23 protein-coding genes and 1 pseudogene are annotated in these 24290 nt (G+C 67.3%); 10 read left to right on the forward strand and 14 right to left on the reverse strand.

Annotation, left to right across the window (positions count from 1 at the left end; translation table 11 throughout):
• Position 1 precedes the first annotated feature (1 nt).
• The 3 genes from QSK37_RS37335 to QSK37_RS37345 are packed head-to-tail and all read left to right on the forward strand — an operon-like array spanning position 2 to position 2597.
• The gene (locus tag QSK37_RS37335; RefSeq protein WP_285630400.1) at positions 2 to 1180 is read left to right on the forward strand and encodes an NAD(P)/FAD-dependent oxidoreductase; all 1179 of its coding nucleotides are present in this window, start codon (positions 2 to 4) and stop codon (positions 1178 to 1180) included.
• Positions 1177 to 1929: a CoA transferase subunit A gene (locus QSK37_RS37340; RefSeq protein WP_285630402.1), complete on the forward strand. Its 753-nt coding sequence runs from the start codon at positions 1177 to 1179 to the stop codon at positions 1927 to 1929. Before QSK37_RS37335 ends, QSK37_RS37340 begins: the two co-directional genes overlap by 4 nt.
• Entirely contained in the window at positions 1926 to 2597 is a 672-nt protein-coding gene (locus tag QSK37_RS37345) for a CoA transferase subunit B (RefSeq protein ID WP_285630404.1), read from the forward strand. The genes QSK37_RS37340 and QSK37_RS37345 overlap by 4 nt, the downstream gene beginning before the upstream one ends.
• A gap of 226 nt (positions 2598 to 2823) precedes the next feature.
• Here the strand turns inward: QSK37_RS37345 and QSK37_RS37350 are convergent, their stop codons facing one another.
• From QSK37_RS37350 to QSK37_RS37370, 5 genes are all read right to left on the reverse strand, one after another.
• Positions 2824 to 3078, reverse strand: coding sequence for an integrase core domain-containing protein (locus QSK37_RS37350; RefSeq protein ID WP_285630406.1), 255 nt, complete (start codon positions 3076 to 3078; stop codon positions 2824 to 2826).
• The gene (locus QSK37_RS37355; protein ID WP_285630408.1) at positions 3075 to 3725 is read right to left on the reverse strand and encodes a helix-turn-helix domain-containing protein; all 651 of its coding nucleotides are present in this window, start codon (positions 3723 to 3725) and stop codon (positions 3075 to 3077) included. Before QSK37_RS37355 ends, QSK37_RS37350 begins: the two co-directional genes overlap by 4 nt.
• A gap of 137 nt (positions 3726 to 3862) precedes the next feature.
• Positions 3863 to 4687: an FAD-dependent monooxygenase gene (locus QSK37_RS37360; protein WP_349498023.1), complete on the reverse strand. Its 825-nt coding sequence runs from the start codon at positions 4685 to 4687 to the stop codon at positions 3863 to 3865.
• The gene (locus QSK37_RS37365) at positions 4639 to 5457 is read right to left on the reverse strand and encodes an SGNH/GDSL hydrolase family protein (protein WP_285630410.1); all 819 of its coding nucleotides are present in this window, start codon (positions 5455 to 5457) and stop codon (positions 4639 to 4641) included. Before QSK37_RS37365 ends, QSK37_RS37360 begins: the two co-directional genes overlap by 49 nt.
• 444 nt (positions 5458 to 5901) lie before the next feature.
• The gene (locus tag QSK37_RS37370) at positions 5902 to 6627 is read right to left on the reverse strand and encodes an SDR family oxidoreductase (protein ID WP_285630412.1); all 726 of its coding nucleotides are present in this window, start codon (positions 6625 to 6627) and stop codon (positions 5902 to 5904) included.
• Between the two features lie 97 nt (positions 6628 to 6724).
• On the opposite strand from QSK37_RS37370, the gene QSK37_RS37375 reads away from it, so the two are divergent.
• From QSK37_RS37375 to QSK37_RS37380, 3 genes are all read left to right on the forward strand, one after another.
• Entirely contained in the window at positions 6725 to 7315 is a 591-nt protein-coding gene (locus QSK37_RS37375) for a TetR/AcrR family transcriptional regulator (protein WP_285630414.1), read from the forward strand.
• A gap of 438 nt (positions 7316 to 7753) precedes the next feature.
• Entirely contained in the window at positions 7754 to 8524 is a 771-nt protein-coding gene (locus tag QSK37_RS51890) for a LacI family DNA-binding transcriptional regulator (RefSeq protein WP_432705636.1), read from the forward strand.
• Between the two features lie 360 nt (positions 8525 to 8884).
• Entirely contained in the window at positions 8885 to 9175 is a 291-nt protein-coding gene (locus QSK37_RS37380) for a hypothetical protein (protein ID WP_285630416.1), read from the forward strand.
• A 642-nt stretch (positions 9176 to 9817) separates the two neighbouring features.
• Here QSK37_RS37380 and QSK37_RS37385 read toward each other — a convergent pair.
• The 5 genes from QSK37_RS37385 to QSK37_RS37405 all read right to left on the reverse strand — a co-directional run bounded on the left by QSK37_RS37385 (position 9818) and on the right by QSK37_RS37405 (position 14494).
• Positions 9818 to 10963 (reverse strand): ABC transporter permease, encoded by a 1146-nt coding sequence (locus QSK37_RS37385; RefSeq protein ID WP_285630418.1) that lies wholly within the window; start codon positions 10961 to 10963, stop codon positions 9818 to 9820.
• A gap of 125 nt (positions 10964 to 11088) precedes the next feature.
• Positions 11089 to 11778: an ABC transporter ATP-binding protein gene (locus tag QSK37_RS37390; protein ID WP_285630420.1), complete on the reverse strand. Its 690-nt coding sequence runs from the start codon at positions 11776 to 11778 to the stop codon at positions 11089 to 11091.
• Positions 11775 to 13070 carry an efflux RND transporter periplasmic adaptor subunit gene (locus QSK37_RS37395; protein WP_285630422.1) on the reverse strand — a complete coding sequence of 432 codons (1296 nt, stop codon included), beginning with the start codon at positions 13068 to 13070 and terminating at the stop codon, positions 11775 to 11777. The genes QSK37_RS37390 and QSK37_RS37395 overlap by 4 nt, the downstream gene beginning before the upstream one ends.
• Positions 13071 to 13107: 37 nt before the next feature.
• Positions 13108 to 13578 (reverse strand): hypothetical protein, encoded by a 471-nt coding sequence (locus tag QSK37_RS37400; protein WP_285630424.1) that lies wholly within the window; start codon positions 13576 to 13578, stop codon positions 13108 to 13110.
• A 526-nt stretch (positions 13579 to 14104) separates the two neighbouring features.
• Entirely contained in the window at positions 14105 to 14494 is a 390-nt protein-coding gene (locus QSK37_RS37405; RefSeq protein ID WP_285630426.1) for a hypothetical protein, read from the reverse strand.
• An 820-nt stretch (positions 14495 to 15314) separates the two neighbouring features.
• Here QSK37_RS37405 and QSK37_RS37410 point away from each other — a divergent pair.
• The 4 genes from QSK37_RS37410 to QSK37_RS37425 all read left to right on the forward strand — a co-directional run bounded on the left by QSK37_RS37410 (position 15315) and on the right by QSK37_RS37425 (position 17951).
• Positions 15315 to 16523: an acyltransferase family protein gene (locus tag QSK37_RS37410; protein WP_285630428.1), complete on the forward strand. Its 1209-nt coding sequence runs from the start codon at positions 15315 to 15317 to the stop codon at positions 16521 to 16523.
• Between the two features lie 604 nt (positions 16524 to 17127).
• The gene (locus QSK37_RS37415; protein ID WP_285630430.1) at positions 17128 to 17256 is read left to right on the forward strand and encodes a hypothetical protein; all 129 of its coding nucleotides are present in this window, start codon (positions 17128 to 17130) and stop codon (positions 17254 to 17256) included.
• A gap of 79 nt (positions 17257 to 17335) precedes the next feature.
• On the forward strand, positions 17336 to 17578 hold the full coding sequence (locus QSK37_RS37420) for a hypothetical protein (RefSeq protein ID WP_285630432.1): 243 nt from the start codon (positions 17336 to 17338) through the stop codon (positions 17576 to 17578).
• Positions 17547 to 17951, forward strand: a complete 405-nt coding sequence (locus QSK37_RS37425) for an integrase core domain-containing protein (protein ID WP_285630434.1) — start codon at positions 17547 to 17549, stop codon at positions 17949 to 17951. Before QSK37_RS37420 ends, QSK37_RS37425 begins: the two co-directional genes overlap by 32 nt.
• 262 nt (positions 17952 to 18213) lie before the next feature.
• Here QSK37_RS37425 and QSK37_RS37430 read toward each other — a convergent pair whose 3' ends face one another.
• The 4 genes and pseudogenes from QSK37_RS37430 to QSK37_RS37440 form a co-directional block, all read right to left on the reverse strand.
• Positions 18214 to 18597 (reverse strand): protein kinase domain-containing protein, encoded by a 384-nt coding sequence (locus tag QSK37_RS37430; RefSeq protein WP_285630436.1) that lies wholly within the window; start codon positions 18595 to 18597, stop codon positions 18214 to 18216.
• A gap of 47 nt (positions 18598 to 18644) precedes the next feature.
• A pseudogene (locus tag QSK37_RS51895) lies at positions 18645 to 18962 on the reverse strand (protein kinase domain-containing protein); the annotation flags it as partial.
• Positions 18963 to 19398: 436 nt separating this feature from the next.
• Positions 19399 to 19545 carry a hypothetical protein gene (locus tag QSK37_RS37435; protein WP_285630438.1) on the reverse strand — a complete coding sequence of 49 codons (147 nt, stop codon included), beginning with the start codon at positions 19543 to 19545 and terminating at the stop codon, positions 19399 to 19401.
• Positions 19542 to 24233, reverse strand: coding sequence for a tetratricopeptide repeat protein (locus QSK37_RS37440; RefSeq protein WP_285630440.1), 4692 nt, complete (start codon positions 24231 to 24233; stop codon positions 19542 to 19544). The genes QSK37_RS37435 and QSK37_RS37440 overlap by 4 nt, the downstream gene beginning before the upstream one ends.
• Positions 24234 to 24290: the final 57 nt, after the last annotated feature.

The raw sequence follows: 24290 nt of genomic DNA on the forward strand, positions 1-24290 counted from the left end.
CGTGCGGGGTGTGATCATCGTGGGCGCGTCGGTGGCCGGGGTGAGCGTGGCCGAGAGCCTGCGCGAGCACGGCTACTCCGGCCCGATCCGGCTGTTCGGCGCCGAAGGCCGGCTGCCCTACGACCGGCCGCCGCTGTCCAAGGCGCTGCTCCGGGCGGACGCGCCGGACGATCCACCGCCGCTGCGCCCACGGTCCTGGTACGAGGCCAACGACGTCGGGCTGTCTCTCGGCCACCGTGCGACCGGCCTCGTCACCGACCCGCACGGCGTGGTGCTCGACGAGAACGACCTCGTCACCGCGGATCACCTGGTGGTCGCCACCGGGGCGCGGGCCCGGCGCCTGCCGGGTGTCGACGGTCCCGGCGTCCACTATTTGCGCGACCACGACGACGCGCGCCGGCTCCGGGCGGCGCTGGGCGGCTCCGGCAGGCTGGTGGTGCTCGGCGCCGGCTTCATCGGGCTGGAGGTGGCCGCCGCGGCGGTCGACCGCGGCTGGCAGGTCACCGTCCTGGAGCGCGAACCGGGTCCGCTGGCGCGTGTGCTCGGCCCGCGGGCCGGTGCGCTGTGCGTCCGGCCGCACCTGGTGCGGGGCACCGACCTGCGGTTCGGGGCCGCCGTGGCCGAGACATGCCCGGAGGGGATACGGCTGGAGGACGGCTCGGTGGTCCCGGCGGACCTCGTGGTGGTCGGCGCCGGAGCGGTGCCGAACACCGGCTGGCTCTCCGGCAGCGGCGTCGAGGTGAGCGACGGAGTGGTCTGCGACGCCCACGGCCGTACGTCGGTGCCCGGGATCTGGGCGGTCGGCGACGTCGCCCGCTGGCGCAACGAGCTGACCGGCCGGCACCAGCGCGTCGAGCAGTGGACCAGCGCGCGCGACCAGGCGGCCCTGGTCGCCCGGGCCATCGCGACCGGTGACAGCCAGGGCTGGGCCACCCCGCCGTACTTCTGGTCCGACCTGTTCGAGCACAAGGTCCAGTTCTGCGGGCACGCGTCGCCGGACTCGACGGTGTGGACGGCGCAGAACGGGAACCGCACGCTGGCGCTGTTCGGGCGGGCCGAGCGGCTGGAGGCCGTGCTCACCGTCGACGCTCCGCGCCTGCTCGGCCTCGGCCGCCGCCGGCTGGCCGAGCGCGGCGGCTGGGACGAGGCCGTCGCATGGGCGAAGGAGGCGATGGCGTGAGCGCCGTGACCGTCTGCTCGGCCGAGGAGAGCGTCGCGGACATCGCCGACGGCGCCTCACTCGCCGTCGGTGGATTCGGCCTGTGCGGCATTCCGGGGGTCCTGCTGGAGACCCTGCTGGCGCAGGGGGCGAGCGGGCTGACCGTGGTGTCCAACAACTGCGGCGTGGACGGCGCGGGTCTCGGGCTGCTGCTCGCCGCCGGCCGGATCGCCCGCGCGATCAGTTCGTATGTGGGGGAAAACAAGGAGTTCGAGCGCCGGTACCTCGGCGGCGAGATCGAACTCGAACTGAACCCGCAGGGGACGCTCGCCGAACGGCTGCGCGCCGGTGGCACCGGCATCCCCGCCTTCTACACCCCGGCGGGCGTCGGCACGCAGGTCGCGGACGGCGGGCTGCCCTGGCGGTACGACGCGGCGGGCGACGTCCAGGTGGCCTCGCCCGCCAAGGAGACGCGTGTGTTCGGCGGCCGGCGTTACGTTCTGGAGGAGGCGATCACCTGCGACTACGCGCTGGTGCACGCCGCGGTCGCCGACCGGCACGGCAACCTGAGGTTCGCCGCGACGGCGCGCAACTTCAACCCGCTGTGCGCGATGGCGGGGCGGATCACCGTCGTCGAGGCCGAACACCTCGTGGACGTCCTCGACCCGGCCGACGTGCACCTGCCCGGCGTCTTCGTCGACCGCGTCGTCGCGCTGACCCCGGCCCAGGCGGCCGACAAGCGAATCGAGAAGCGGACGGTGCGCCGATGACCGGCTGGACGAGGGACCAGATGGCGGCACGCGCCGCCGCCGAACTGCGCGACGGCGACTACGTCAACCTCGGCATCGGGCTGCCCACCCGGGTGCCGGACCATCTCCCGCCCGGCGTCCGGGTCACGCTCCAGTCGGAGAACGGCCTGCTCGGTCTCGGGCCGTACCCTGCCGAGGACGAGGTCGACGCGGATCTGATCAACGCGGGCAAGGAGACCGTGACCGCCGTGCCAGGCGCCTCCTTCTTCGACTCGGCGCTGTCCTTCGGGATGATCCGCGGCGGCCACATCGACGTGGCCGTCCTCGGCGGCATGCAGGTGTCGGCCCGTGGCGACCTGGCGAACTGGATGATCCCCGGTTCGATGGTCAAGGGCATGGGCGGCGCGATGGACCTGGTGCACGGCGCCCGGCGGGTCATCGTCGTGATGGAACACCGCGCCCGGTCGGGCGCACCCAAGGTCGTGGAGACCTGTACGCTCCCGCTCACCGGCACGGCCTGCGTCGACCGGATCATCACCGACCTCGGCGTCATCGACGTGACTCCCGGCAAGCTCACCCTCGTCGAGTGCGCCCCCGGCATCACGCCCGCAGCCGTCCGGGCCGCGACCGGCGCGGAGATCCAGGTGCCGCCGGACGGCCGGTCCGCCCGGCCTTCGCGCAGGCGGTGAGGCAGAGGAGGGGGGCGAGGAGAACCGGCGCGGCCCGGGACACCTGCGTCATCCGTGTGGCTCCTGTCAGAGGCCGGACCACCCGGACGTCTCCCTCATGGTCCGCGCCCGGGCCACGCGTTCCGTACGGCCGGAAGGCGCGGTGTTCACGTCCGTTCGGCGGGGGTGCCGGCTCGCGCCTGGTCGGCGAGGCGGCGGTGGTGTAGGTGCCGAATATCGTGTCACCTCATGCGACCTGGGCGTATTCGCGGAGGAGGCCGCCGAGTCGGTCTCGTCGTGTGACCTTGATGTCGGCGTCGACGGGATCGGGTAACGACCGAAGCGGGCTGGCCTGGTTCAAAGCCCGGTGTGGACGGTTTTCATTGAAATGGGTTTCGTACTCGGCGAGGACCTTGCGCAGGTGGCGTTCGTTCATGATGAGGATCCGGTCGAGAATCTCGCGGCGTACGCTGCCCACCCACCGTTCCATGATCGCGTTCATCCTTGGGCGATCGGGTTCGTCGTGATACCGAGTACGTGGACCCGTCGTGTGGCGTGCTCCACGAGGGCGAAGCAGTACAGTCGCGTGAGCATGACCGTCTCGGTGCTGAAGAAGTCGCAGGCCAAGATCCCGGATGCTTGGGCTTTGAGGAACTGAGCCCAGGTCGGACCGCTGTGTCGGGGCGCTGGATCGAACCCGGCCTTCTTCAAGATCGCCCACACGGTGGCCGGAGACACTTTCCGGCCCAAGCCGGCGATCTGTCCGGCGATGTGCCGGTATCCCCAGTCCGGGTTCTCGGCGGCCAGGCGCAGCACCAGCGCTCGGATGGTGGGTCGGATCGGTGGTCGTCCCGGCCCGCGCTTGGGATAGGTCCAGCGTCGTTTCACCAGGTCGGCGTGCCATCGTAGGAGCGTCCGCGGGGTGATGAACAGGTGGTGTCGGCGGCGTCGCGGGAGCAGTCGCGCGAGCGCGGAGATGATCGCCCGGTCGGCCCACGATGGCCTGGGAGTGGCGACTTGGCGGCGGAGCACCGCGAGCTGATGACGCAACACCAAGATCTCTGCGTCTTTCGACGCCTTTGATCGGGCGAGCAGCGCGATCCAGCCGAACACCCGTAAGGCGATCAAGTACAACAACCGCAATGCCATCCTGCGATCCTGCCGGAGCCGAGCCGTCGACCACAGCGAAACCCCAGATCAGCCCCTGTGACACGATATTCGGCACCCACAGGAACAACCTCCGTCCAACTCCGCGGACCGCGAGACATGACGCTGCGATAACGGTGCTATCTGCTGCCGATCAGGAACCCAGGCCCGACAGGGGATCTGACACCGGCTCGTTTTTCGATCTCCGAACTGCCGAACCAATTGCTCGCGGCCCGTTCGAATTCGTTGCGATCAGGGGTGGTGCGATCACCTACCCAGGCGACGATGCCGTCCGGCCGGACGAGCACGGCACCCGATCCGAGGTCGTTTCTGGCCTGCCCGCTCGCATACCGAATCCGGCTCTCCCAGCTCATGGCTGAACCGCGTAGGCTCCGGTCGGGGCTGAAGTCGAGCGTGACGCCTCGTCCCTCTCGCATCAGCTCGCCGAGGCGAGTGCCGTCCTCGAGATGGAAGTCCGGAGCGTCGCGGCCGACCAGTGGATGCTCGCTTCCGAGGTCGTAGCGGTTCGACGATCCCGATATTCGTTCGTACATGTAGGTCGTTCCGTCACGGGTCCCGATCAGGTCTCGAACCAGGCTCTGGATCGCCTGGGCGTGCGGGTCCGGCTTCATGATCGCCGTTTGGGCGCGCGTCCAGTCGAGCACCCGGGCGCCGATCGGGTGGCGCTCGCGGGTGTAGGTGTCGAGAAGCCCGTCGGGGGCGTACCCGTGCACGGTCGCCGCGAGCTTCCAGCCCAGGTTCACGGCGTCGCCGATGCCGGTGTTGAGACCCTGCGCTCCGAGGGGCGAGTGGATGTGGGCGGCGTCGCCCGCGAGCAGGACGCGCCCCTGCCGGTACGTGGTCGTCTGCTTCGCCCGATCGGTGAAGGTTGAGGCGAGATGGACGGCGCTCAGCGTCACGTCAGTGCCGGATACACGGCGCAGAACCGCCTGGAGATGGTCCAGGGCCGGCGGTTGCGAGCGAGGCCCGGCGTCGCCAGCACGTCGCGGTCGAACCGGGCCAGGGCGGAGGTGCCGAGGCCGTCGTTCAGCATCCGATTACCGCTGATGCCCTGGTTGGAGACGTAGACGGCGGCCCCGCCCCGCTCGAGGAGACGCTCGGCGAGCAGGTCCGGCCAGCTCTGGTTGGCGTCAGGGGTCGAGCCGATCCCGTCGACTCGGGAGTCGCCCAACACGACGATGGCCTCGGCCGGGGAGTCGGGAAGCACCTCCACCGCCGAGATCAGCGCCCGCACCGGCAGCGACCCGGCGTTCTCGGGAAGGGTGGGTGCGGCCACGACGTCCCCGGGGATCATCCAGCCGGTATCCAGCGCCGGGTCGTGGCAGGTGCAGCTCGCCACGCGTCGCGGCAGGTAGAGGTCGATGGACAGCCGGGCGAGGGCGGGCACGGGCAGGTCAACCGGATCGCTGAGGATCAGCGCGCCCGTCGCGACGGTGGCCGTCGGCCTGCCGGCGAAGGTCAACGCCCGGCCGCTGCCCGGCCGAACCCCGCCGCCGGGCGTCGCGAGGCCCACGTGCGCCGCGCCGATGTCAAGGGGCGTGGTCCCGAACTCGTTGGTCATGCGGATACGTAGCTGACGCCCGCCGCCGCTGATGCGCACCACTTGGCGCAGCGTCACGTCGGTGAAGGCCGGACAGGTCTCGAGCGAGCCGAGCACACCCGGGGCCATCTGAGGCGAGGCGCCCCAGGTCCGGACCCAGCCGTCTGTGTTCATCAGTGTTCCTCTCCCTCGTGTTCGTTGAGCCACGCAAAGGCTGACGCGGACCGCTCACACGGAGCGCACACGGCGCTCACACGCGGCAGTTGCCTTAGCCCGAGCCGGGGACTCGCGGGTACGCACGCGAAGATCGGGAGAGGGACAGGGATGCGCGGCCTCGCATCACGCTGCTCGGCGCTTTAAGGTCCGTCGCCGTGCCTCACGGGGCTGGTTTCGTGAGGCACGGCTTCAACTCGCGACCATGCCGTCCCTGGTTTCCTGGGCGGCACGGTGAGCGGGCTAGGGCCTGTCTCAAAGCCCCGCTGTCCTACTGCGCGGCGTCCAGGCGACGCCTCGCCGCGTTGTCGTCGGTCGCCAGCCAACACCAGGCTGACTCTCTCCTCCGCCTTGCGACGCGCCGCCTGGACGCCGCTCGCTACGGACGGGGACTTCGAGACAGGCCTAGTTCCCGGCGAGGGTGGCGCCTCCGTCAACGGTGAGGATGGTTCCGGTGACGAAGCGGTTCTCCATCAGGTACAGGTGCGCCGCGGCGATCTGGTCCGCTTCCCCGATCGACTTGGTGAGCGTCTGATCAGCGAGGGTCGAGAACAGCGCGGCACGCTGCGGCTCCGGAACCGGGTCCCACAGCGGCGTGCGAATCGCTCCCGCCCGGACCGCGTTGACGCGGATCGGGGCGAGCTCGGCGGCCAGCCCTCGTGTCAGGCCCTCTGTGGCGGCGGCGGCACCGGCCGCGAGCGCCGTACCGGGTGCGGGGCGGACGGCGACCGTCCCGGACGTCAGCACGATCGAACCCCCATCACGGACGCGTCCTGCCGCGTGCTTGACCGCGGCGACCGTTCCCCAGAAGCGGACCTCGAACAGCTTCCGGGCGGCGTCGAGCGGCAGGACTGCCAGAGGCTGTGGACGCACCGCGTCACCCGCCGTGTAAACCAGGTGGTCGAGCTCGCCGACGCGGTCGAACAGTGCGGCGACGCTCGTCTCGTCGCGGGTGTTGACGACCACCCCCTCACAGGTATCCGGCAGCTGCGCGAGTGCGGACTTCAGGCGCCCCTGGTCGCTTGAGGCGATCGTGACCGCCGCCCCGGCCGCCGCCGCGGCGCGGGCCGTGGCCAGCCCCATTCCTGAGCTGCCGCCGATGATGACGATGCGCTGACCTGAAAGAGCCATGGCGTCTACTCCTCTGCCTCGAACGCTGATGTCTCAGTGAGTCATCACCATAGCAGCGGTGATGTCTCACTGAGACATCACCGCTAGGATGGTGGCCATGCCGCGATGGGACCCGTGTGCCGAAGACCGCCTCCGCGAGGCGGCGCTGGAGCTGTTCCTTGAGCATGGATACGAGAACGTCACCGTCGCGCAGATCACCGAGCGGGCCGGGCTGACCCGGCGCACGTTCTCCCGTTACTTCACCGACAAGCGGGACGTCCTGTTTGCCGGATCCGAACAACTTCCGGCCGTCCTCGCCCGGTCCATCCGGCACGCCGACGACACCCTCTCGCCCTTCGAGGCCCTCCTGACCGGTCTCGTGGACGTCGCCGGCGGGCTGGCCGACCAGGCCCCGCTAGCCGTACAACGGCGCGCGGTCGTCCAGGCCAGCCCGGAACTGCAGGAACGGGGGCGGACCAAGTTCGCGGCCGCGACCGAGGCGGTGGCGGACGCCTTGCGGGACCGAGGCACCGCCGCATCGGAGGCGACGCTGCTCGCGCAGGTCGGTGTCGCCATCTTCCGCACCGCGTTCGACCGCTGGACCGACCAGCCGGACGACATCGGCCTGCCGGCCCGCATCCGGGAGGCCGCCGCCGAGCTCGCCGCCAGCCTGGGCGCGGTGGACTTCGCCGCGCCGCCCCGCCCGTGACGCGATGACCGTGCCCGGATGAGCGCTGCTTACGGACTGCGCACCATAACGGCGCCACCGCCCCGCCGCGCTGTCACCATGCCGGCCGCCTCGTTCCCTGTACGGCAGGCGGACGACGTCTGCGACGAACAGGAGTCTTGTGGCGCTACGACTCTTCTATCCCATCTTCTTCCGTGTACTCGGTTGGCTCGCGCTGCTGGCGCGGTCGGATGCTTCCACAGGAACCTGCCTTGATCGCGCGCACCGTTGCCCAGGCTCTGGAGCCTCGGATGGGCAGCGAGAAGCAGACGGCCGTCCAGGTTGAGGCCACTCGCCGTCGCGACGGCACTGGGCGATGCGGCCGCGGCGATCCGGATTCCAAGAACCACTGACGTCTTCCGGCCACCCGCCCTCTACCGTGTCGCGCGTGCTGAACAGCCCCGCGGGCGAGCGCGAACGATGGCGAGGGCGGATACCGTCGAGCGCATCCTGCGCACCGCGACGGAGCTCGGCTACCGCCGCAACCCGCACGGCGCCAGCTTGCGGACCGCGCCTTCGCTGCTCGTCGGAGTCATCGTGCCCCGCCTGCAGGACTTCGTTCTCGCGACCGTCTTCGCGGGCATCGACCAAGCGGCATCCGAACGGGGCCATGCGGCGTTCGTGACCAACTCACTCGACGACCCCGCCCAACGCGACGCCCGCGTCGAGCAGCTTCTCGATCGCCGCGTCGACGGGCTCATCTGTGCGACGCGCGCGCGGACGATGCCGTCCTCCAAAGGCTCGTGGAACACAAGATCCCGTTCGTGCTCGCTTCGCGTTCTTCCGCGGAACACGTCGGCGCCTTCGCCGACGACGCCCACGGTGGTCGTCTCGTCGCCGAACACCTCGCCGAACTCGGCTACCGGGAGCCGCGAGCGTGGCATTGCGTGGGTGCCCTATTTCCCACTCGGGTCGGGGATCGTCGGCCTGCCGAGGGTCACCGACCTGCCAGCAGTGAAGGAGGTGACAGTTCGGCTGAGGGTGACGCCTGCTCAGGTCGGGCTGGCCTGGCTTCTCTCTCGTAGCCCGCAAACCACCCCTCATCCCCGGCACCCGCAACCTCGCCCACCTCGAAGAGAATCTTGCGGCAGGCGAAGTGGTCCTCGACCACGAATCCCTGACCTTTCTGGCTCGATAGCGCGACCTCGGCATACCGTGCACGCCGGGCAGGTCGAGCGTCCCCACGCGTGAATGCGCTTTCACCGACTCGGCCTAGTCGCCACTTCGTATGGTGCAGATGCGGAACTGCCTACGGCTCTTGGAGTTGCTCGACGAGACGCTGGTTCGTCAAGAAAGGCCAGCTCTGAGTGGAGCCGGTCGTGCTGATCCCGCTGCCGGGCACGCGGCTGGTCGATTCTTGCCGCCATTGGGAAAGTGGAACCAATCCCGGACGCCTCAGCGCACCCGGAGTTTCAGAGGGCTCCAACGCTGCTGGAGCCCAAGGGTCGATGAAGTTTCTGCCCGCCACCTTCGCCGCCTGCTGACACACCGTACTGTTTCCGTAGGGGATCCTCCTGCGGGGCAGGCAGGCTACCCGAAGGTCGACATGAGATGGGCAAGAAGCTGTGCTGGTGCGTCCTCCTGCAGGACGTGGCCGGCGCCTTCGATCCAGTGCAACTCGGCGTGCAGGATCCGGTCGTGCAGCTATCGCGCGTAATAGGGAGGGAGGATCCGATCCTCCGTGCCCCAGATCAAGCGCGTCGGGATGGTGATCTCGCCGAGCAGCTACTCGTAGTCCACCGTATCCGCCTGCTTGATCTGGCTGTACTGGCGATAGAAGGCGGCTTGTCCGATTTCGCCGAGCCAGGGGGCGAGGAACGCGTCGAGGACCGCTGGCGGTAGCCGAGGTTGGCGGGCAGGAATGCAGTCAGTGGTTTCCCCGTCTTCTCGTCCAGGGTGAAGGTCCAGTCGACACTTTCCATGATGAGTATCTGCGGACAACAATTCCACATTATGTCGATCAGACGGTTTAACCTCGTCCATAGATGGCACCAATTTCTAGTTTGCCAACGATCCTTTCAAGATTGGTAAGCTTCGATCCATCAGGGGATGCCGGTCGAAGTGGTGGAAGAAACAAAAGGGCCGCCTCGCGGTCTGCGATGATCGGCTTGTTTAAGGTTCAGCAATACAGCAACAACTAGGCATCCCGTAAGTGTAATCTTAATGAGAGTTGGCGAGTCGCCATCCGGCAGACTCGGTTCCTGGTAGCCGCAGACGGGTGAGCACTTTTAAGTCCTAGACGTTGAGTCCTGATGAAAGATCGTGCCCCTGTCAGTAGGCCGGGAGAGTTGATCATTGACCCCACCCGAGACCATCTGACCTGTCCCCATTCACCCCCGCAGACAGGGCCCGATCACCCACCAACATGTGGAAAAGCTGGACAGACCAGCCGATCAGCGCTAACCGCCTGCGACCGGCAGTCCCATTACCTAAATCGGACAATGACCGAAAGGCCATCACCGACATTTATCGGTGGATCGAGCCTTAGCGACGGAGGGCTTCCTGCGGTTCGATTCGGGCCGCGCGCACGGAGGGGTAGAGGCCGGCGAGGAGGCCGACACCCGCTCCGATGAGGGGGGCCGGGATCACGGTGGCAGGGTTAAGGACGGCCGTCCAATTCTTGGTGAGTGCGACGATCAGAACAGTGGCCACGGCGATGGCGGTCCCGACTAGCCCGCCTATCAGTCCCAGCACGGTGGATTCGGCGAGGAACTGGGCGGCGATGTGCCGGGCTCGCGCGCCTAGCGCCCGGCGCAGGCCAATCTCCGCGGTCCGTTCCAGTACCGCCACGAACGTCGTATTGGCGATGCCAACCATGCCGATGATGAGGCAGATCCCTGCCAAGACGAGGAAGAGCCCAGTCAGATCGACTTCGACGTTGTCGCGCAGTTCGTGCGGGTCGGGCGGCGGGATGGCCACGAAGTCGTGGGGCTGTTCGGGTCTGAGCGCGATCGGTGCCTGCTTGGCGATCAGTGGTGCGGCGCCGAGATTGGTGCGGATGAGCATCTTCGCGGGGCTGTTGCCGGGTGGCGGGCCGTATACGTGCTCGGCGGTCCGGCTTGGGATGGTCACGCCGGTAAGCAGATCGGGGACCTGTTTGACATCGTTGATGATGCCGACAACGGTGTACGCCACATCGTTGACGAACACGGCAGGTCGGGTGTCGATCTGCGTGATGCCCAGCCGCTTGGCGAGGGTGGCCCCCAGGACACACACCTGCTCGCCTCGAGCATCGTGAAAGGCGTTGAAGAGCACGCCGCGGACGGTCGGGTCGATCGAGTGCAGCAGCCCTGGCGAAGCTGCGTAGAGCCCGGCGGATCCGCCTGCGTCCTCACTCGTCCCTGCCCAAACCCCAGGGGCGGCGGAGATCACAGGCTGGGCGTTGTTCGTAATCGGCCACCAAACTCCAGCGGAGACGACCCCGTTGAGTCGTTCGATCCGAGCGTCGGCGTCGGCGGGGAATCCCTGCAGATGATCAGAGCTGGCAACGTTGCTCTCATCTTCCGCCAGGGTAACGGTCACGGTGGTCGCCGCTAGGACCGTGAACCTGTGGCCGATTTGCCCGGAAGCGGTTGATGTAAGTCCGAGGACCGCGACGAACGCGCCGACGCCGAGCACGGTTCCGAGCATGGTGAGGAGTGACCTTCCGGGCCGCTGGGTCAAGCCGGCTAGTGTCTCCGACGTTATGTCCCACAGGGCGAAGTGGGACGGTTCCGCGCCGGATCCGAAACGCCTCGCACGGCAAAGGCGAAATCTCATGGGGCCTCCGCGTGCTCACTGGCGTGTAGCAATCCGTCGCGGATGACGACCGTCCGCTCGGCCCTAGCCGCGACCTGAGGATCGTGCGTGATCACGACGATGGTCTGTCCAGAGGTATGGACCTCGGCGAGAACACCGAGCACGGCGTCGGCGGTTGCCGAATCGAGGTTGCCGGTCGGTTCGTCGCAGAGCAAGAGGCTCGGCTCGTTTACCATCGCCCGGGCGATGGCCACGCGTTGGCGCTCTCCGCCGGACATGGTGGCCGGCAGAGCGTGGAGTCGGTGCGTGAGGCCTACCAGCTCAAGCACGCGACGACTCCGCATGGCTCGTTTGCTCCGTGGCGACCGGTTGTAGAGCTGGGCCAGCATGACATTCTCCAGCGCGGAGCGGTGCGGTAGCAGGTGGAAGGCTTGGAAGACGAAGCCGATCCGCTGGCCGCGCACCGCCGACCGTTCGGCTTCTCCGATACCGGCGACGTCGACGCCGTCCAGCTCATAAACCCCGTCAGTGGGCCGGTCCAGCAGGCCCAGCACGTTCATCAGCGTGGACTTTCCGGCACCGGATGGCCCCATGATGGCGAGGTACCGGCCGCGCGGGACGGTCAGGTCGATCCCGCGGAGCGCTTCGATCGGAGGCGGCCCGGGGAAGGTCCGAGTGATGCCGTGTAGTGTGATGGCCGCTGTCACCGCCCCACCACGACTTGGTCGCCTTCCCTGAGGTCTTGGCTGGTGGCTGGGTTGACCGCGACCAGCCCGTCGGCGGAACCACCGGGGGTCACCGCGACGCGGTGATGAAGCCCGCCAGGCCCGACCACCATTACGGAGGCGGCTCCGTTAGCCGTAGTGGTGATGGCGCCTTCGGGCACGGCCAGTACCTTGCCGTCCGAGACATCCGCGTATGCGGTGATCCGCACGTCTTGGTCAGCAAGATTGACAGCCCAATTCCCGGAGGTCGGGCTGATGTCCACCGGAATGTACGGCGTTCCCCCGTCGGCCTGCGGCGACTGCCCATCGCCGGACTGATTTCCCTTATCGCCGCCGTGGGTCGCCGTACTGCCGTCCTGACCAGTTCTTGGTGTCACAAGCTGCCCGATCTTGTCGATCTTGCCCTTGCGGGCCTTCCCACTTGCCTCGTCGAGCACCTCGACCGCCTGGCCGACTTTGACGGCACCCTTCATCCCGGGATCCAGGTGGCCCTGCAGCCGCAGGCCATTCGTAGACAGCGTGATCAGGGGGCTTCCTGCCTTATCGCCGACTCTGCCAGCCATGCGGGTGACAGTCACCTGCGGGGAGGGGACGTACATCACCTCGGAGGCGGGCATCATGACCACCTTCTTCGTCCCAGAGGACTTCTCGTTACCGATCCTCGCCTTGGACGGTGCCTTGGCGTCATTGTTCGAGCCGCCGTTTGCGTCCGCTGGCCTGGTGCCGCTGGCCTGGGTGGGCACGGGGTAGCCAATCGCCGCGTAAAACCTCCTGACCGCGAAGGCGGTACCGCTGCCAAAGATTCCGAGCCGGTCGGAGCCGCGGCCATACCCCAGCGTGGCGAGGCCACGCTGGAGTTCGGCAACGTCCCGCCCCACATCGCCCTCCGCGAGGTCTCGGATGGCAGGTATCTTGCCGGGGAGGGCGAAGACGGGGCGATATGCCACCTCAGCCAGCACCTTCCCCGCCTTGACCTGTTGCCCCACCTTCACCTTGACCGCCGTGACGACGGAGACACCGGAGGTATTGGAGCCAGCGGCGCCATCTGGGGCGAGCGCGGTCTTCGGTGTGAAACTGACGGTTCCGCTCGCTGCGAATGTTCCGCGGAAGATGGTGTTGCGTGTCAGCTTCTTGAAGACGACGGCGGCGGTGAGGACTGTTGGTGTGGGAGGCTTTGCCTCGGCCGCCAGCTCGGCTGGTGAGCGTACCCAAGCGGAAGCGACCAGACCGACCATGGAGACCATCGCAGCCGCGACAACTCCCTGCAGCAGCATCCGCCGCCGTCGGCTCATTCGCGTCTTGGCTTCTGGCTCATCCACTCTGAGCCCACAGTCTATCGATGTTCCTCGCGGCCTGATCGTTCTGCGCCTTCAGCTTGTTAAGTGCCTCGGCGTTTTTCTCGATATCCTTCTTCTCGTACTCCGCTTCGATCGCGAAAGAAATGCCGAGCATGTTGGTCTTTCGGACACACTCAACCTCGGCGATAGCGGTCTGGATTTCTGCTGGGGTGACCTCTGCCTTGATCGCTTCCGCAGTGCTCTGACCGGAATCCTTCCACCGTCCGTCTTTGGATGCATCCTGGGGTTCCGCGTAGTGATAACCCTTCTGTGCCATGCACGCCGACCATTTTTCGAACACGTCGAGCACCTGAGGATCCGACTGTGACTCCTTGAAATCCCGTGCCTTGAGTCCTGTTGCGATATCGCCGATTTCGTTCGGCTTCTGGCTGGCGGAAAGGTTTTCCCGCAGTATCTTCTTCTCCGCTTCTTCCGAGCACTGCATGATTGCATTTTGTAACGGCTTGTCTAGCGAGCTGAAGAGGATGGGGGCGGCAGAACCATGAGTAAATGCCGGAAGATGATACCCATACTCCCGTGCTGTCGCTAAATCACTGATTGCATACCGCCGAGTGTCATAGTATCGCCACACTCTCACATATTCAATTACCGCACGTTCGCCAGTAGCACTCAATGAAGGAAGCGTGAAACCCTTCGCCTTTACGCAATTGTCTCGCAATCTAGTTTGTATTACTTCCAGTCTTCCTTTGTGTTCGTAGTCAAGGAGATACGCCTCGAGTGGTAGATGGAGCTCAGCCATGCTCGCTGGCGTAGGTGTCGGTACTGGCGCACTACTCGCCGTTCCTCCGCTCCCACTGGATGAGCACGCCGCCGTCGAGACGAGCACCAGCGCGAGTGCCATTTGACGTGTGAATGAGAAAAGCATTAGTAATCTCCCCGCAAGCTCGGAGTCGGCACCGGGCCAGACGGGCCTCGGCCGGACAGCACAGCTGTCCGGCCGAGCCCAGTCCTTAGCTGCAGCTAGCCTTGGGATCGAAGGATGCTTCGTTGTTGCGCAGGCCGGGTGAGGTTAGGTTGCCGCCCCTGCCGCTGGGCGTCCAGTTCCAGTCCCCGCCCGCATTGATGTTGACCCACGTCGTCGATCCGCAGTTCGTGGTGTTATTCCCGATCGAGGCTGCGTTGTTCCGGACAGGGAGGCCATCGCCGGCGCCGTAGACGAACTCTTCTCCGCTGAGATTGGAGATGTACTTGTTGGATACGTAGATTCCGCCGGTGCCGTTCGGGCTGTAGTAGAGGCAGCCGGGCGAACTAGACCCGTTGCAGCTGTCATACCAGCCGCTGACTTTCACCCCGGAGCTGGCCAAGGCTGGCGTCGCAGCAAAGGCGAGAGTCGCGGCCATTAAGGCTGCAGCCCCTGTCGCTCTCCCGAGCATTCTTTCCACTGGATTCCTTCCTGCCGGGCGCGCACATAGCAAGCGCACGCTATCCTGTCAATGTCAGTGATGACCCAAACTGGACTTGGGTCATCACTGACCTAATCGAGAGATACCTCCTCGGCGACCATCGAGCAATGGGTCGGCGCTGGGTAATGAGTCGAACGGTAGATACGAAGCGTCGCGGATTGCGTACATTACGTGGCGACAATAGCTGTTAATCCTGGAAGAGCCGCTGTTGAGTCGGCTGGGGAAGCGTCGTGAAGCAGATATCATGTGACGCACATCACACATGATTTCCATGTGCGTACACTCAACTGTCGGCAATGCTGGACGTTGACATGCTCTTCCTGGTAAATGCCATCTTTCTTTTGGTTGTAATAAGTGCTCGCATAAAAGTCAAGGTGAGGGCGGCTGTAGAGCCGTCGAATTGTTGTCGCGTCGGCACGTGTCTTTGGTGGCAGACGGTCACCTGTCTGCGGCCATTGCACAATGCCGTCATGTGTATAGCGTAGAAGATGTAATCGGTGGCTTTTCATCGACTTTCTGGGGCTTCGGTGGCTACTTGGTTCGTTTGCCCATGCAGTTATTTATGGCTGGATATTTTGAGGTAGACGCCTTATGGGTCACATTTTATAGAGGGGTCGTTAATGTGACTGCCCCATGGATGCAGGAAGCAAGCCCTGTGATCAAGAAATCTAACGGTCCGCGAAACGCTTCTATGGCTCGCCCAGCGGTCATTCCAGCAGATACTGAGGCTCAGCGGACCGACCCGCCAGTCACGCAAATGCGGGAAGTATCCCGGCTTGCCTGGTTGGATGCGCTGCGGGGAATCGCGGCGTTGATGGTAGCCGTTCATCATGCCTCGTACGACTATATGCCACGAGCGCGCGAGGTGATGCTGCAATGGTTTGATCCCGGTACTTACGGCGTCATGGTCTTCTTCCTGGTTAGCGGTTACATCATTCCCGCGTCGTTGGAACGGAGCGGCAGCGTTCGCAGGTTCTGGATTAGCCGATTGGTCCGCATCTACCCTCTCTGGGTCCTCGCCTGCAGTGTGGCAGCGGCATTGATGTCGGCCGGTATTTATCGCAGCCGTGGAGGCCCTGGTGGACTCATCGCGGTCGTCGCTCATATGACGATGCTGCAGGACCTGCTCGCGGTGCACGGCATACTGAACGTGCTGTGGACGCTTTCCTATGAGATGGCGTTCTATCTGCTTACCGTGGCGCTGTTCATGCTAGGTATCCATCGTCGCTCGATAACGGTCGCGCTTGTCTTCTCGATCGCCGGTTTACTACTCGGCGGTATCCTCCCCACGGCAGCGTTGTCCCGGGAATGGGATGGCGACATGGTGATCGTCATTACGGCGATCGCGATGGCCGGAACGGTCGTCCTCGCTTCGAGAAGATACGTCTTTGGCGGTGTTCTGGGCGGCGTTCTGGCCCTGGCCCTGGTCCTGCTGAACGGCCGGGTCAGCCCGGGCGAAGGACTGGTCATCCTGGCCGTTATGTTCACCGGCACCGCGATTTACCGTGTGGAGCGTGCACAGATCGGACGGCGTGCCATGGCGTCAGCCCTCGGGGTCGTCCTAGCCGCCACGCTGGCGACCGGAGTCTGGAGGGTCTACGGGCAGGACACGCAAGCGCAACGCGCCTGGTGTCTAACAATCGTGTCCGCAGCGGTCACGTTCGGCCTGGGCCTGGCGCTGCGACGGCGCCGCATCACGCGATCGCTGACCTTGCTCGGCCGGATGAGCTATTCGGTATATCTGCTGCATCCGGTACTGCTCGCCGTCATGCGAGTGACATTCGGCAACGGTCCTGATCGCCCCAGTCACGGGAGCCTACCGTTGCTTATTCTTTTCGTTTCCGTCCTGCTGGTATCGAGTTGGACGGTTTGGCGCATGGTCGAGGTGCCCATGCAACGCCTGGGTCACCGGCTGGCAGTAACGAGCGACGAGAAAGAACGAACTAAAGTTGCCCCAATTTTGTAGATGTCATAGTTTTCTTGGGGGCGGTGGAGTCACGCTGGAACCGATGGAGGTTAAGCGCGCGGCCATGTTTGCCTTGTGGTGTCAATCATTGTAGGTGCCCGTAACTCGGCCACACCTATGCTACCTGGGCGTATTCGTGTAGAAGGCCGCCGAGTCTGTCACGTCGTGTGATCTTTATGTCGGCGTTGACGGGATCAGGCAGTACCCGCAGCGGGCTGGCCTGGCTCAGAGCCCTGTGTGGACGATGGGTGTTGAAAGTGCGCCGTGAGGCGCCTTGTTGTATTCCCGGCTCAGATGGGAGGGATTCGGAGGGTGTGGGGTTCCAAAATAGGGCGTAGGCGGTTGACCTTGTGGGTTTTCCTGCGGTGTGGTCGAGGGGTGGCAGTATCGCGAGCTTGTAACAGTACGGATGCTCTACCTGATCTTTGTGTGCCTGCCGGCTGGATGGCGCTGCTGGCGCGCTCGGCAGCGTCGAAGGATGCCGAGTTGCTGGTGCTGCGCCAGGAAGTCGCCGTGCTGCGGCGGCAGAGTCCCCGGCCGAGGCTGGACTGGCGAATCGGATGGTGCTGTCCGCCTTGGCCCGGTGCTCTCCAGGTCGGCGCGGATGGGCCGGCTTGTGACGCCGGAGACGCTGCTGCGGTGGCATCGGCGGCTGGTCCGCTGGCACTGGACCTATCCTGCCAAAGTAGGACGGCCGCCGAGTGATGCCGAGCTCGTGGCGCTGGTCGAGTAGTTGGCGCGGGAGAACCCGGGTTGGGGCTACAAGCGGATCCAGAGAGTTGCTCGGTCTGGGTGCTTCTACGGTGCGGCGGGTGCTGAGGCGCCTGCGGATCCCGCCCGCGCCCCAGCGGCACCGTTCGACATGGCGGCAGTTCCTGCGCGCCCAGGCCGCGACGATGCTGGCGTGTGATTTCTTCCATGTCGACTGCGCGGTGACCTTGCGTCGGATCGACGTGTTCTTCGTGATCGAGGTCGGCACCCGCCACGTCCATGTCCTGGGCGTGACCGCCCACCCGACGGGGCGTGGACGGTGCAGCAGGCACGGAACCTGCTGATGGATTTGGGAAGCGTGCCGCCCGGTTCAAGTTTCTGATCCGGGGCAGGACCGGCCAGTTCGCCGAGGCGTTTGACGCGGTGCTGGCCGGCGCCGGGATCGAGGTGGTGAAGATCCCGCCGCGCAGCCCGCAGGCGAACGCCTATGCCGAACGCTGGGTGCGTACCGTCCGGTCCGAGGTCACCGACCGAATGTTGATCGCCGGGCCGCGGCACCTGCGGGCGGTCCTGGAGGAATACGTCGTGCACTATAACCAGCATCGCTCGCACTGGGGCAGGAACCTACGGCTACCGGACAGCAGCGACGGCATCACAACCCCGGTCACTGACCTGGCGACGGCCGGATACAACGTCGCAAGGTCCTCGGCGGACTGATCCACGAGTACAACCGGGCGGCGTGAAGATCACCGATTGATCCAGAAAACTGCGGTTCAGAGGCCGTGGACGCAGTTTGGCGCCCTACAGGCCCATCGCCACCGGCATCATCGAGGGCACATGCCGTCACCTGATCGGCGACCTGTGCGGATATGGCCGGACGGTGCATCGCCGTGCTGACCGCAGCGGGCACTGGAATCCATTACCGCGTCGATGTGAGCTGCGACAGCTCGGACCGCAGCACCGCCGGAGTCGGTCTGTCCTAAGGCCTCTGCGCGAGCAGGCTGACGAGCAGCGGGCCGAGTGGCGCCGTCGCACGCTCAGGGCTGTGTGGTGGGTCGGTCAGTACGGCGGCCATTGCCGCCGTCGGTGTCGGCCCGCCGAAGGCAGGCCGCTCTTCGACCGCGTAGAGGAGCGTGATGCCGAGACCCCAGAGATCGGTGGCCGGTGAGCTCTCCAGCCCGCGGATCTGCTCGGGAGCCATGAAGGCCGGCGTGCCGATGAGGGCGCCCGCCTCGGTCAGCGTCGGATCACCCTCGAAGCGGGCGATGCCAAAATCAGCGAGCTTGACCGATCCGTCTTGCCGGATGAGGACGTTCGCCGGCTTGACGTCGCGATGGACGATGCAGGCCTTGTGTCTGACCATGCTCGATGTCCTGACGACGGCGTGCCGATGGCGGCGACCCGGCCGGGAGGCAGCGGACCCTCACGTTCCACCTGCTTGTCAAGCGAAAGTGCCCTGACCAGCTCCATCACGATGAGGATGGCATCGTCGTCCACCAGCACGTCGTGGACGGTCACGGCGTTCGGATGGTCGAGCCGCGCGGCCGCCCGAGCCTCGCGGAGCATTCGCGCCCGCAACTTGCCCCTCGCGTCGGAGGAGAGCCTGACCGGTGACAGCAGCTGCTTGATCGCCACCTCCCGGCCGAGTACGTTGTCCATCGCCCGCCACACGACACCCATGCCACCTCGGCCGAGCTCCTCCAGCGGCGTGAACCGGCCCGAGGACAAAGTGACGGCACCCGCTCCCGCGATGCCACGGTCGGAGAGTGCGTCTACGAGGCGATGACGGTCGGGCGTTCCGGTACCGGAGCGGCCTGCCGGGCACGCGGCGTGACGTATGGACCGTCCACCTGCGGGCGTTGCCGTCCTCGTCGATTCCGTATCAACACCGGGAGGAAGACCAGGAGGACCAAGTCCACGAGTATGGTGCCGACCACTACGAACAGATCGGCTGACCCAGATGACTACGCCGCTGCGGCTAGACCGTTCCGGCCCAGGACAGCAGAGACGACCTGATCAAGACCATTCAAGGGATCCTCCGCCTGGCGATTTCGAACAGTAATCTCGCCCATTTCAGACCAGGAGGTCAAGCTGACTCATGCCTGTACACCGGCACGTCTTTGGCGTGCCCATAGGGGTGCCGATGAAGTGTCTACGCGTGTGCCTAAGAAATGGCTAGTCGTGGGAGCGTGCCGTACGCGAGGGCGGCGGGCCGCGCCGTGCCGTACTTCCGTACCGAGGGCACGGTGAAGGGATGGCCGCGCAGGCCCGCGTCTTCCACGGCCTCAAGGCGGCCGGGTCGTGCCGTCACGACGGCGGCACCGGGGAGTTGTCCAGGGCGTCGAGCTGGGAGCGGCAGAGCTCGGTGGCCATGTCGCCGGGGCCTTGGATCGCTTCGATGATGGCGAGGCGGCGCCGCAGGACCGGCTTGGCGGCGTGCGCGTCCCCCGCGTCGGTCAGGATCCGGGCGAGGTCCCCCAGAACGTAATAGACCTGGAGGGAGTCCGGGCCGTGGAGCGTCTCGGTGATCAGGACTGATCGTTCGAGCGCCGCCGCAGCCTCGTCGTTCCTTCCGGCCGGCCACAGGTAGTCGGTGGCCATGACGCGGAGAAGGCCGGCGACCTCGGCGGAGTCGGGGCCGAGCTCTTCGCGGATGGCCAGCTCGCATTTCACGACGCTCTGGGCGGCGGAGCGGTCACCGTTCCCGCGGAGGCGGTCGGCCATTTCGTGCAGGGCTTCCGCGGCCGCTTCGGAGACCGCGCCGTCCGGCGTCTTCGCGTGGTGGTCGATCTCTTCCGCGGCGGCGGCGTGGTCGCCGATCTCGTGCAGCAGAGCGACGAGGCGTGTGGCCGCCTTCGTGGTCTCGGGGTCCTTGAACGGGTAGATCTCGCGGCGGAGTCCCTGAGCCCGGCGCAGCAGGGCGGCCGCAGCGGTGGGCTCCTTGTGCCGTACGAGGTGGGCGGCGACCTGGTCGAGAAGCATGATGGCCAGGATGGGATGGCTCGCGGCGGTCTCATCGGCGAGCCCGGCCGCGTGCGGCACCAGCGGAGCGGCACGATTCGGGGATCCGGTCAACCCGGTCAGGACCAGCATGGCGGCCTGTTCGCGGCGGTTCCGGAGCTCGTCCGGTGTGAGGCCGCGTTTGACGGCCTCCGCGACGGCCGGGCTGATGCGGGCGGCCGTCCCCTCGCGTGCCAGGAGGGCGAGCCGGGCCAGCTCGGTGAGCGGTCCGGTGAGGCCCGGGTCGGACTCGGCCGCGGCGCTCAGCGCGTCGGGCAGCAGGTCGATCGGGGCGGTCAGCCGGTCGAGCGGAATGTCGGCGGCGGGGGAGAGGAAGGCACAGATCCGCAGGAGTTCGATACCTGCGGGGTCGGTGAGCCGGCTCAGCGCGTCGTCGGGAGCCTCGGCGCTGTCGCCGGTCGTGGCGATCAGGACGTTACCGGTGCTGAGGGCGGTGAAGTGTGCGAGCTCCTCCGATGACGCGTCGGCGAAGACCAGCAGCCAGTCCGGACGGCGGGCCAGTTCGGCGGCCACCTCGGGGAGGGTGGACCGGACTCCGATCCGTTCGGCCAGCCGGGACAGGTCGTTGAGCAGGGTGATCCGCGACCCGGCATCGATCCACCCGATGAGGGAGTGGGGGGCGGTGCGCGCGTAGGTCAGGGCGGCGTCCCTGGTGGCCGTCACGACGCGGGAGGTACGGAACGCCGCCTCGATCCGCTCGTCGTGGGCGGGGCGACCCGGGCTCCGCGGTGGCAGGCTCCGCGTCTCCGGCGTCGGGATGCCGGTCATGCGGCGGGTGACGGAGACGATTCTGCGGTCGGCGAGCTCGCGCTGCTCCACCAACCGCGTGACCAGTTTCGCCCGCTCCCGCAGGATCTCCGAGTTCCTCCTCGCCCGCCGCGCGTGTTCCTCCTGGAGGCGCGGCAGCCAGGACGAGACGCGCCGGTGGAGCGTCCTCATCTCCGCTTCGGCGTGCACGACCTCCTGGACGCGGCCGGTGGCCCTGAGCAGACGGATCCGGTGTCCCGTCAGCTTGGCGAACGCCAGCCAGCTCTGGGGGTTCTGGAGGTCGCCGTCGGTCATCCGCGCGACCACCAGGCGTTCTGCCCTGACCGCCTCTGTCGTCGCCCGCAACGCCTGCTCGACCTGGCCCGCTCGTTCGAGTTCGGCGGCCAGCGCCTGCAGTCGGCGAGCGAAACCCCGCAGGTCCTCGCTGGAGATCGGATCCACCCAGCCGGGTTCGAGCCCGTCGAGGTCCTCCGGGGTCAGCCGGCCGCCGGCGGGCGGCCCACCGCCGGTCCTCTCGACTCGTTCCGTCGGGTCCTCGCGGGTCGGTGCGTCCGTGACGGGGACGTGCTCCGCATCCCGGACCTGGGCCGGTGAGGGGCTCGGGGCCCCGGCCGCCGTGGTGTCGCCGAGCCGTTCCAGCACGTCCGCGAGGGCCTCACGGGCGCGCCGTGTCTCGGCGTGGTCGGGACCGTGGGCCGACTCGCAGAGCCCGACGGCCATCTCCAGCAGGGTCCGCGCGCGCTCCAGATCCCCGGCGCGGTGAACGACGAGCGCGATTTCGACCGCGAAGCCGGCGGTCTTCGGGTGGCCGCGACCGCGCAGCCGGGTGGTGACCGTGAGCGCGCGCTGGAGGACCGGCAGCGCGGCGGCGAGATCGCCCGCCGAAGCCTTGGCCGCACCGAGTTCGAGCAGAACGGCGGCCACCGCCTCGTGATCGCCGTAGCGCTGCTCCTTGGCCTCGGCCAGCCGTTCCAGGGCCGCGACGACCGCGGCCTGGTCACCTCGGCGGCGCTGGACCTCGGCCAGCCGGGCCAGCGATGCGAAGACCTCAGGGTGCTTCGGGCCGTAGCCGGACTCCTTCGCCGCGGCGATGCGCTCCAGGGCCGTCGCCGCCATGTCGTCGTCGCCCTGCCTGACCAGGGAGTCGACCAGCGCGGTGGTGATGCCCGCGAAGTCGGAGTGGTCGAAGCCGAGGTGAGGTGTGTAGAGGTCGAGTAGCCGCCCGGCGACGGCGCGGGCGGCCGGGCGTTCGCCGAGCGCGGCGGTGACGTCCAGCAGGCCGCGCCCGATCGCCTCCCGTGGGCGATCCGGGGCGAAGGACGCCTCGTGGACGGCCAGGGCGCGTTCCAGCACCGTTCGCGCTCCGGCGAGGTCGCCCTCCTCCCGCAGAAGTCCGGCCAGCGGCAGCAGAGTGTCCAGGAGTTCCGGGTCGTCCGGGCCGAAGAGGCGGTCGCGGACGGCGAGCGCCCGCCGGTGCACCGCGATGGCCTCCGTACGGTCGTCCAGCTCGGCCAGGAGGCCGCCCATCCGGTCGAGGATCTTCAGGTACGTCTCTGGGCGGATGTCGGGTGCGTCCTCCAGCAGCGCCCGGGCACGTTCCAGTGCCGCGCGTGCCCCCTGTTGGTCGCCGAGTTCGATGAGAGAGTCCGCGTGTCCACGCAGGAGGTGCGCGATGGCGCTCGCGTTACCGCCGAGCCTGGCCTCCTGGATCGCGAGGGAGCGGTCCAGGGCGGCCCGTCGGCCGGTGACGTCGCCGAGCTCCCAGCGGATCCGGGCGAGCAGGTCGAGCGCCGAGACGGCCTGGTCGGAGTCTGGCGGCAGCTCCCGTTCCTTGATCGCGAGTGCTCGCGCCGCGGTCCGCTCGGCCTCCGCGAACTCCCGGCGCGCGATGTGGCGGGCGGCGAGCGCGTCGAGGAGCATCGCGCTCAGCGGCGGGGCGGTGTCGCCGAGGGCGGCGACGAGCGCCACCATGTGCGGAGCCAACGCCGTGGCTCCCGGCTCGTCCCCGGCCTGGACCCCCTGGAGGGGGTCGGTCCGCGGGAAGGCCGCGAGCAGGAGCAGCCCGGCGGTCTCGCGCAGTGCGTCCCCGCGATCGCCGAGCGATCCGCACACCATCGCCCGCACCAGCGGATCGACGCGGACGGTGGCGGCACCGGTGCGGGAGAGCAGCCCGAGCCCGGTCGCCACGCCGATCGCCGCGGCGAGGTCGTTGTCCGTCGCCGCACGCAGTGCCGGGGGCAGCGGCTCCGCCGCCGCGAGCAGGCGGTCCAGCGGAATGTCCGCGTCGGCGGCCAGGCAGGCGCACAGCTCGAGCAGCTCGCGGGCGCTCTCACTCCGCGCCGCCAGGTGTTCCAGGCTGAGCAGACACGCGCGCGCCGCCGGTTCGGGACAGCCGGCCGGCACCCCGGAGTTCCACAGCCTCGGCGCCGCCTCCTCGTACCTGACGACGTACGTGCCGAGATCGACGTCCTCGACCTCGGCGACGTAGCGACCCGCCAGCACCAGCGCCGGTGCGATCCGCCCGAGGACGTCGCCGGCCCGCCCGGCGTGTTCCTCGCCGCCGTCTCCGGTGTACGCCAGCAGGATCGACCGGGCCGCATCGGCCGTGACCTGGCCGAACTCGTTGGCTGCGGAGAGATCGACCTGCGGCGGGTCAGACGGAACGGGCAGCGCGGCGAGCCGCCGCGCGATCGCCGGCGCACCGGCCCCACTCTCCTCCTTCGCCTTCCGTACGGTGCTCTCAAGCCATGACCAGCGCTGAACGACGTCGTGCCGCGCTCTCATCTGATCCAGCCGATGCCGGGCGACCGTGGTCTGACGGTGCGCGCTCTCCTTGACCCGTTCCCGGATCGCGACGGCCTGTTCGGTGAGTCGCTGGATCTCGTCCGTAGGGTCCGCCGCGGTGAGGAGCCGTGCCTGGCGTGCTACCGCACGGGCGTGGCCGGCGAGGACGAACGGCCGAGGCGGTCGCCCCGGGCCGAGCAGTGCGCGATAGATCCTGAGCGCCGTGCCGGAGGCCGACAGCGCCTCGGCGGCGCTTCCGGTGGCGGACAGCCGGTCCGAATACCCGCCGAGACGCTCGGCGAGATCGGCGAGCTCCTCGTCGGACCTTGCTTCGATCCAGGCGCCGTCCGGATCGCGGATGAACGCGGCGAGTTCATCATCGCCTCCGGCCGTTCCTTCTCCCGGCGTTCCGTATCCGGTCGTCACATGGATCCCTTCGATCAAAAGTCCTGAGACCGCCGCTCAGAACGGCCCGGCACGCCA

The organism is Actinoallomurus iriomotensis, from assembly GCF_030269445.1.
GTDB classification, from domain to species: Bacteria; Actinomycetota; Actinomycetes; order Streptosporangiales; family Streptosporangiaceae; genus Actinoallomurus; species Actinoallomurus iriomotensis.

What these genes read in the sequence shown, in the direction of transcription:
- QSK37_RS37400 (WP_285630424.1), bottom strand. Translation starts at nt 13,578, where the DNA reads ATGCAGTGCTCGGAAGAAGCGGAGAAGAAGATACTGCGGGAAAACCTT.
- QSK37_RS37350 (WP_285630406.1), bottom strand. Translation starts at nt 3,078, where the DNA reads ATGAACGCGATCATGGAACGGTGGGTGGGCAGCGTACGCCGCGAGATT.
- QSK37_RS37370 (WP_285630412.1), bottom strand. Translation starts at nt 6,627, where the DNA reads ATGGCTCTTTCAGGTCAGCGCATCGTCATCATCGGCGGCAGCTCAGGA.
- QSK37_RS37410 (WP_285630428.1), top strand. Translation starts at nt 15,315, where the DNA reads ATGCGGGAAGTATCCCGGCTTGCCTGGTTGGATGCGCTGCGGGGAATC.
- QSK37_RS37365 (WP_285630410.1), bottom strand. Translation starts at nt 5,457, where the DNA reads ATGAACACAGACGGCTGGGTCCGGACCTGGGGCGCCTCGCCTCAGATG.
- QSK37_RS51890 (WP_432705636.1), top strand. Translation starts at nt 7,754, where the DNA reads ATGGCGAGGGCGGATACCGTCGAGCGCATCCTGCGCACCGCGACGGAG.
- QSK37_RS37380 (WP_285630416.1), top strand. Translation starts at nt 8,885, where the DNA reads ATGGGCAAGAAGCTGTGCTGGTGCGTCCTCCTGCAGGACGTGGCCGGC.
- QSK37_RS37405 (WP_285630426.1), bottom strand. Translation starts at nt 14,494, where the DNA reads ATGGCCGCGACTCTCGCCTTTGCTGCGACGCCAGCCTTGGCCAGCTCC.
- QSK37_RS37430 (WP_285630436.1), bottom strand. Translation starts at nt 18,597, where the DNA reads ATGGTCAGACACAAGGCCTGCATCGTCCATCGCGACGTCAAGCCGGCG.
- QSK37_RS37375 (WP_285630414.1), top strand. Translation starts at nt 6,725, where the DNA reads ATGCCGCGATGGGACCCGTGTGCCGAAGACCGCCTCCGCGAGGCGGCG.
- QSK37_RS37345 (WP_285630404.1), top strand. Translation starts at nt 1,926, where the DNA reads ATGACCGGCTGGACGAGGGACCAGATGGCGGCACGCGCCGCCGCCGAA.
- QSK37_RS37355 (WP_285630408.1), bottom strand. Translation starts at nt 3,725, where the DNA reads ATGGCATTGCGGTTGTTGTACTTGATCGCCTTACGGGTGTTCGGCTGG.
- QSK37_RS37395 (WP_285630422.1), bottom strand. Translation starts at nt 13,070, where the DNA reads ATGCTGCTGCAGGGAGTTGTCGCGGCTGCGATGGTCTCCATGGTCGGT.
- QSK37_RS37385 (WP_285630418.1), bottom strand. Translation starts at nt 10,963, where the DNA reads ATGCTCGGAACCGTGCTCGGCGTCGGCGCGTTCGTCGCGGTCCTCGGA.
- QSK37_RS37415 (WP_285630430.1), top strand. Translation starts at nt 17,128, where the DNA reads ATGGGCCGGCTTGTGACGCCGGAGACGCTGCTGCGGTGGCATCGGCGG.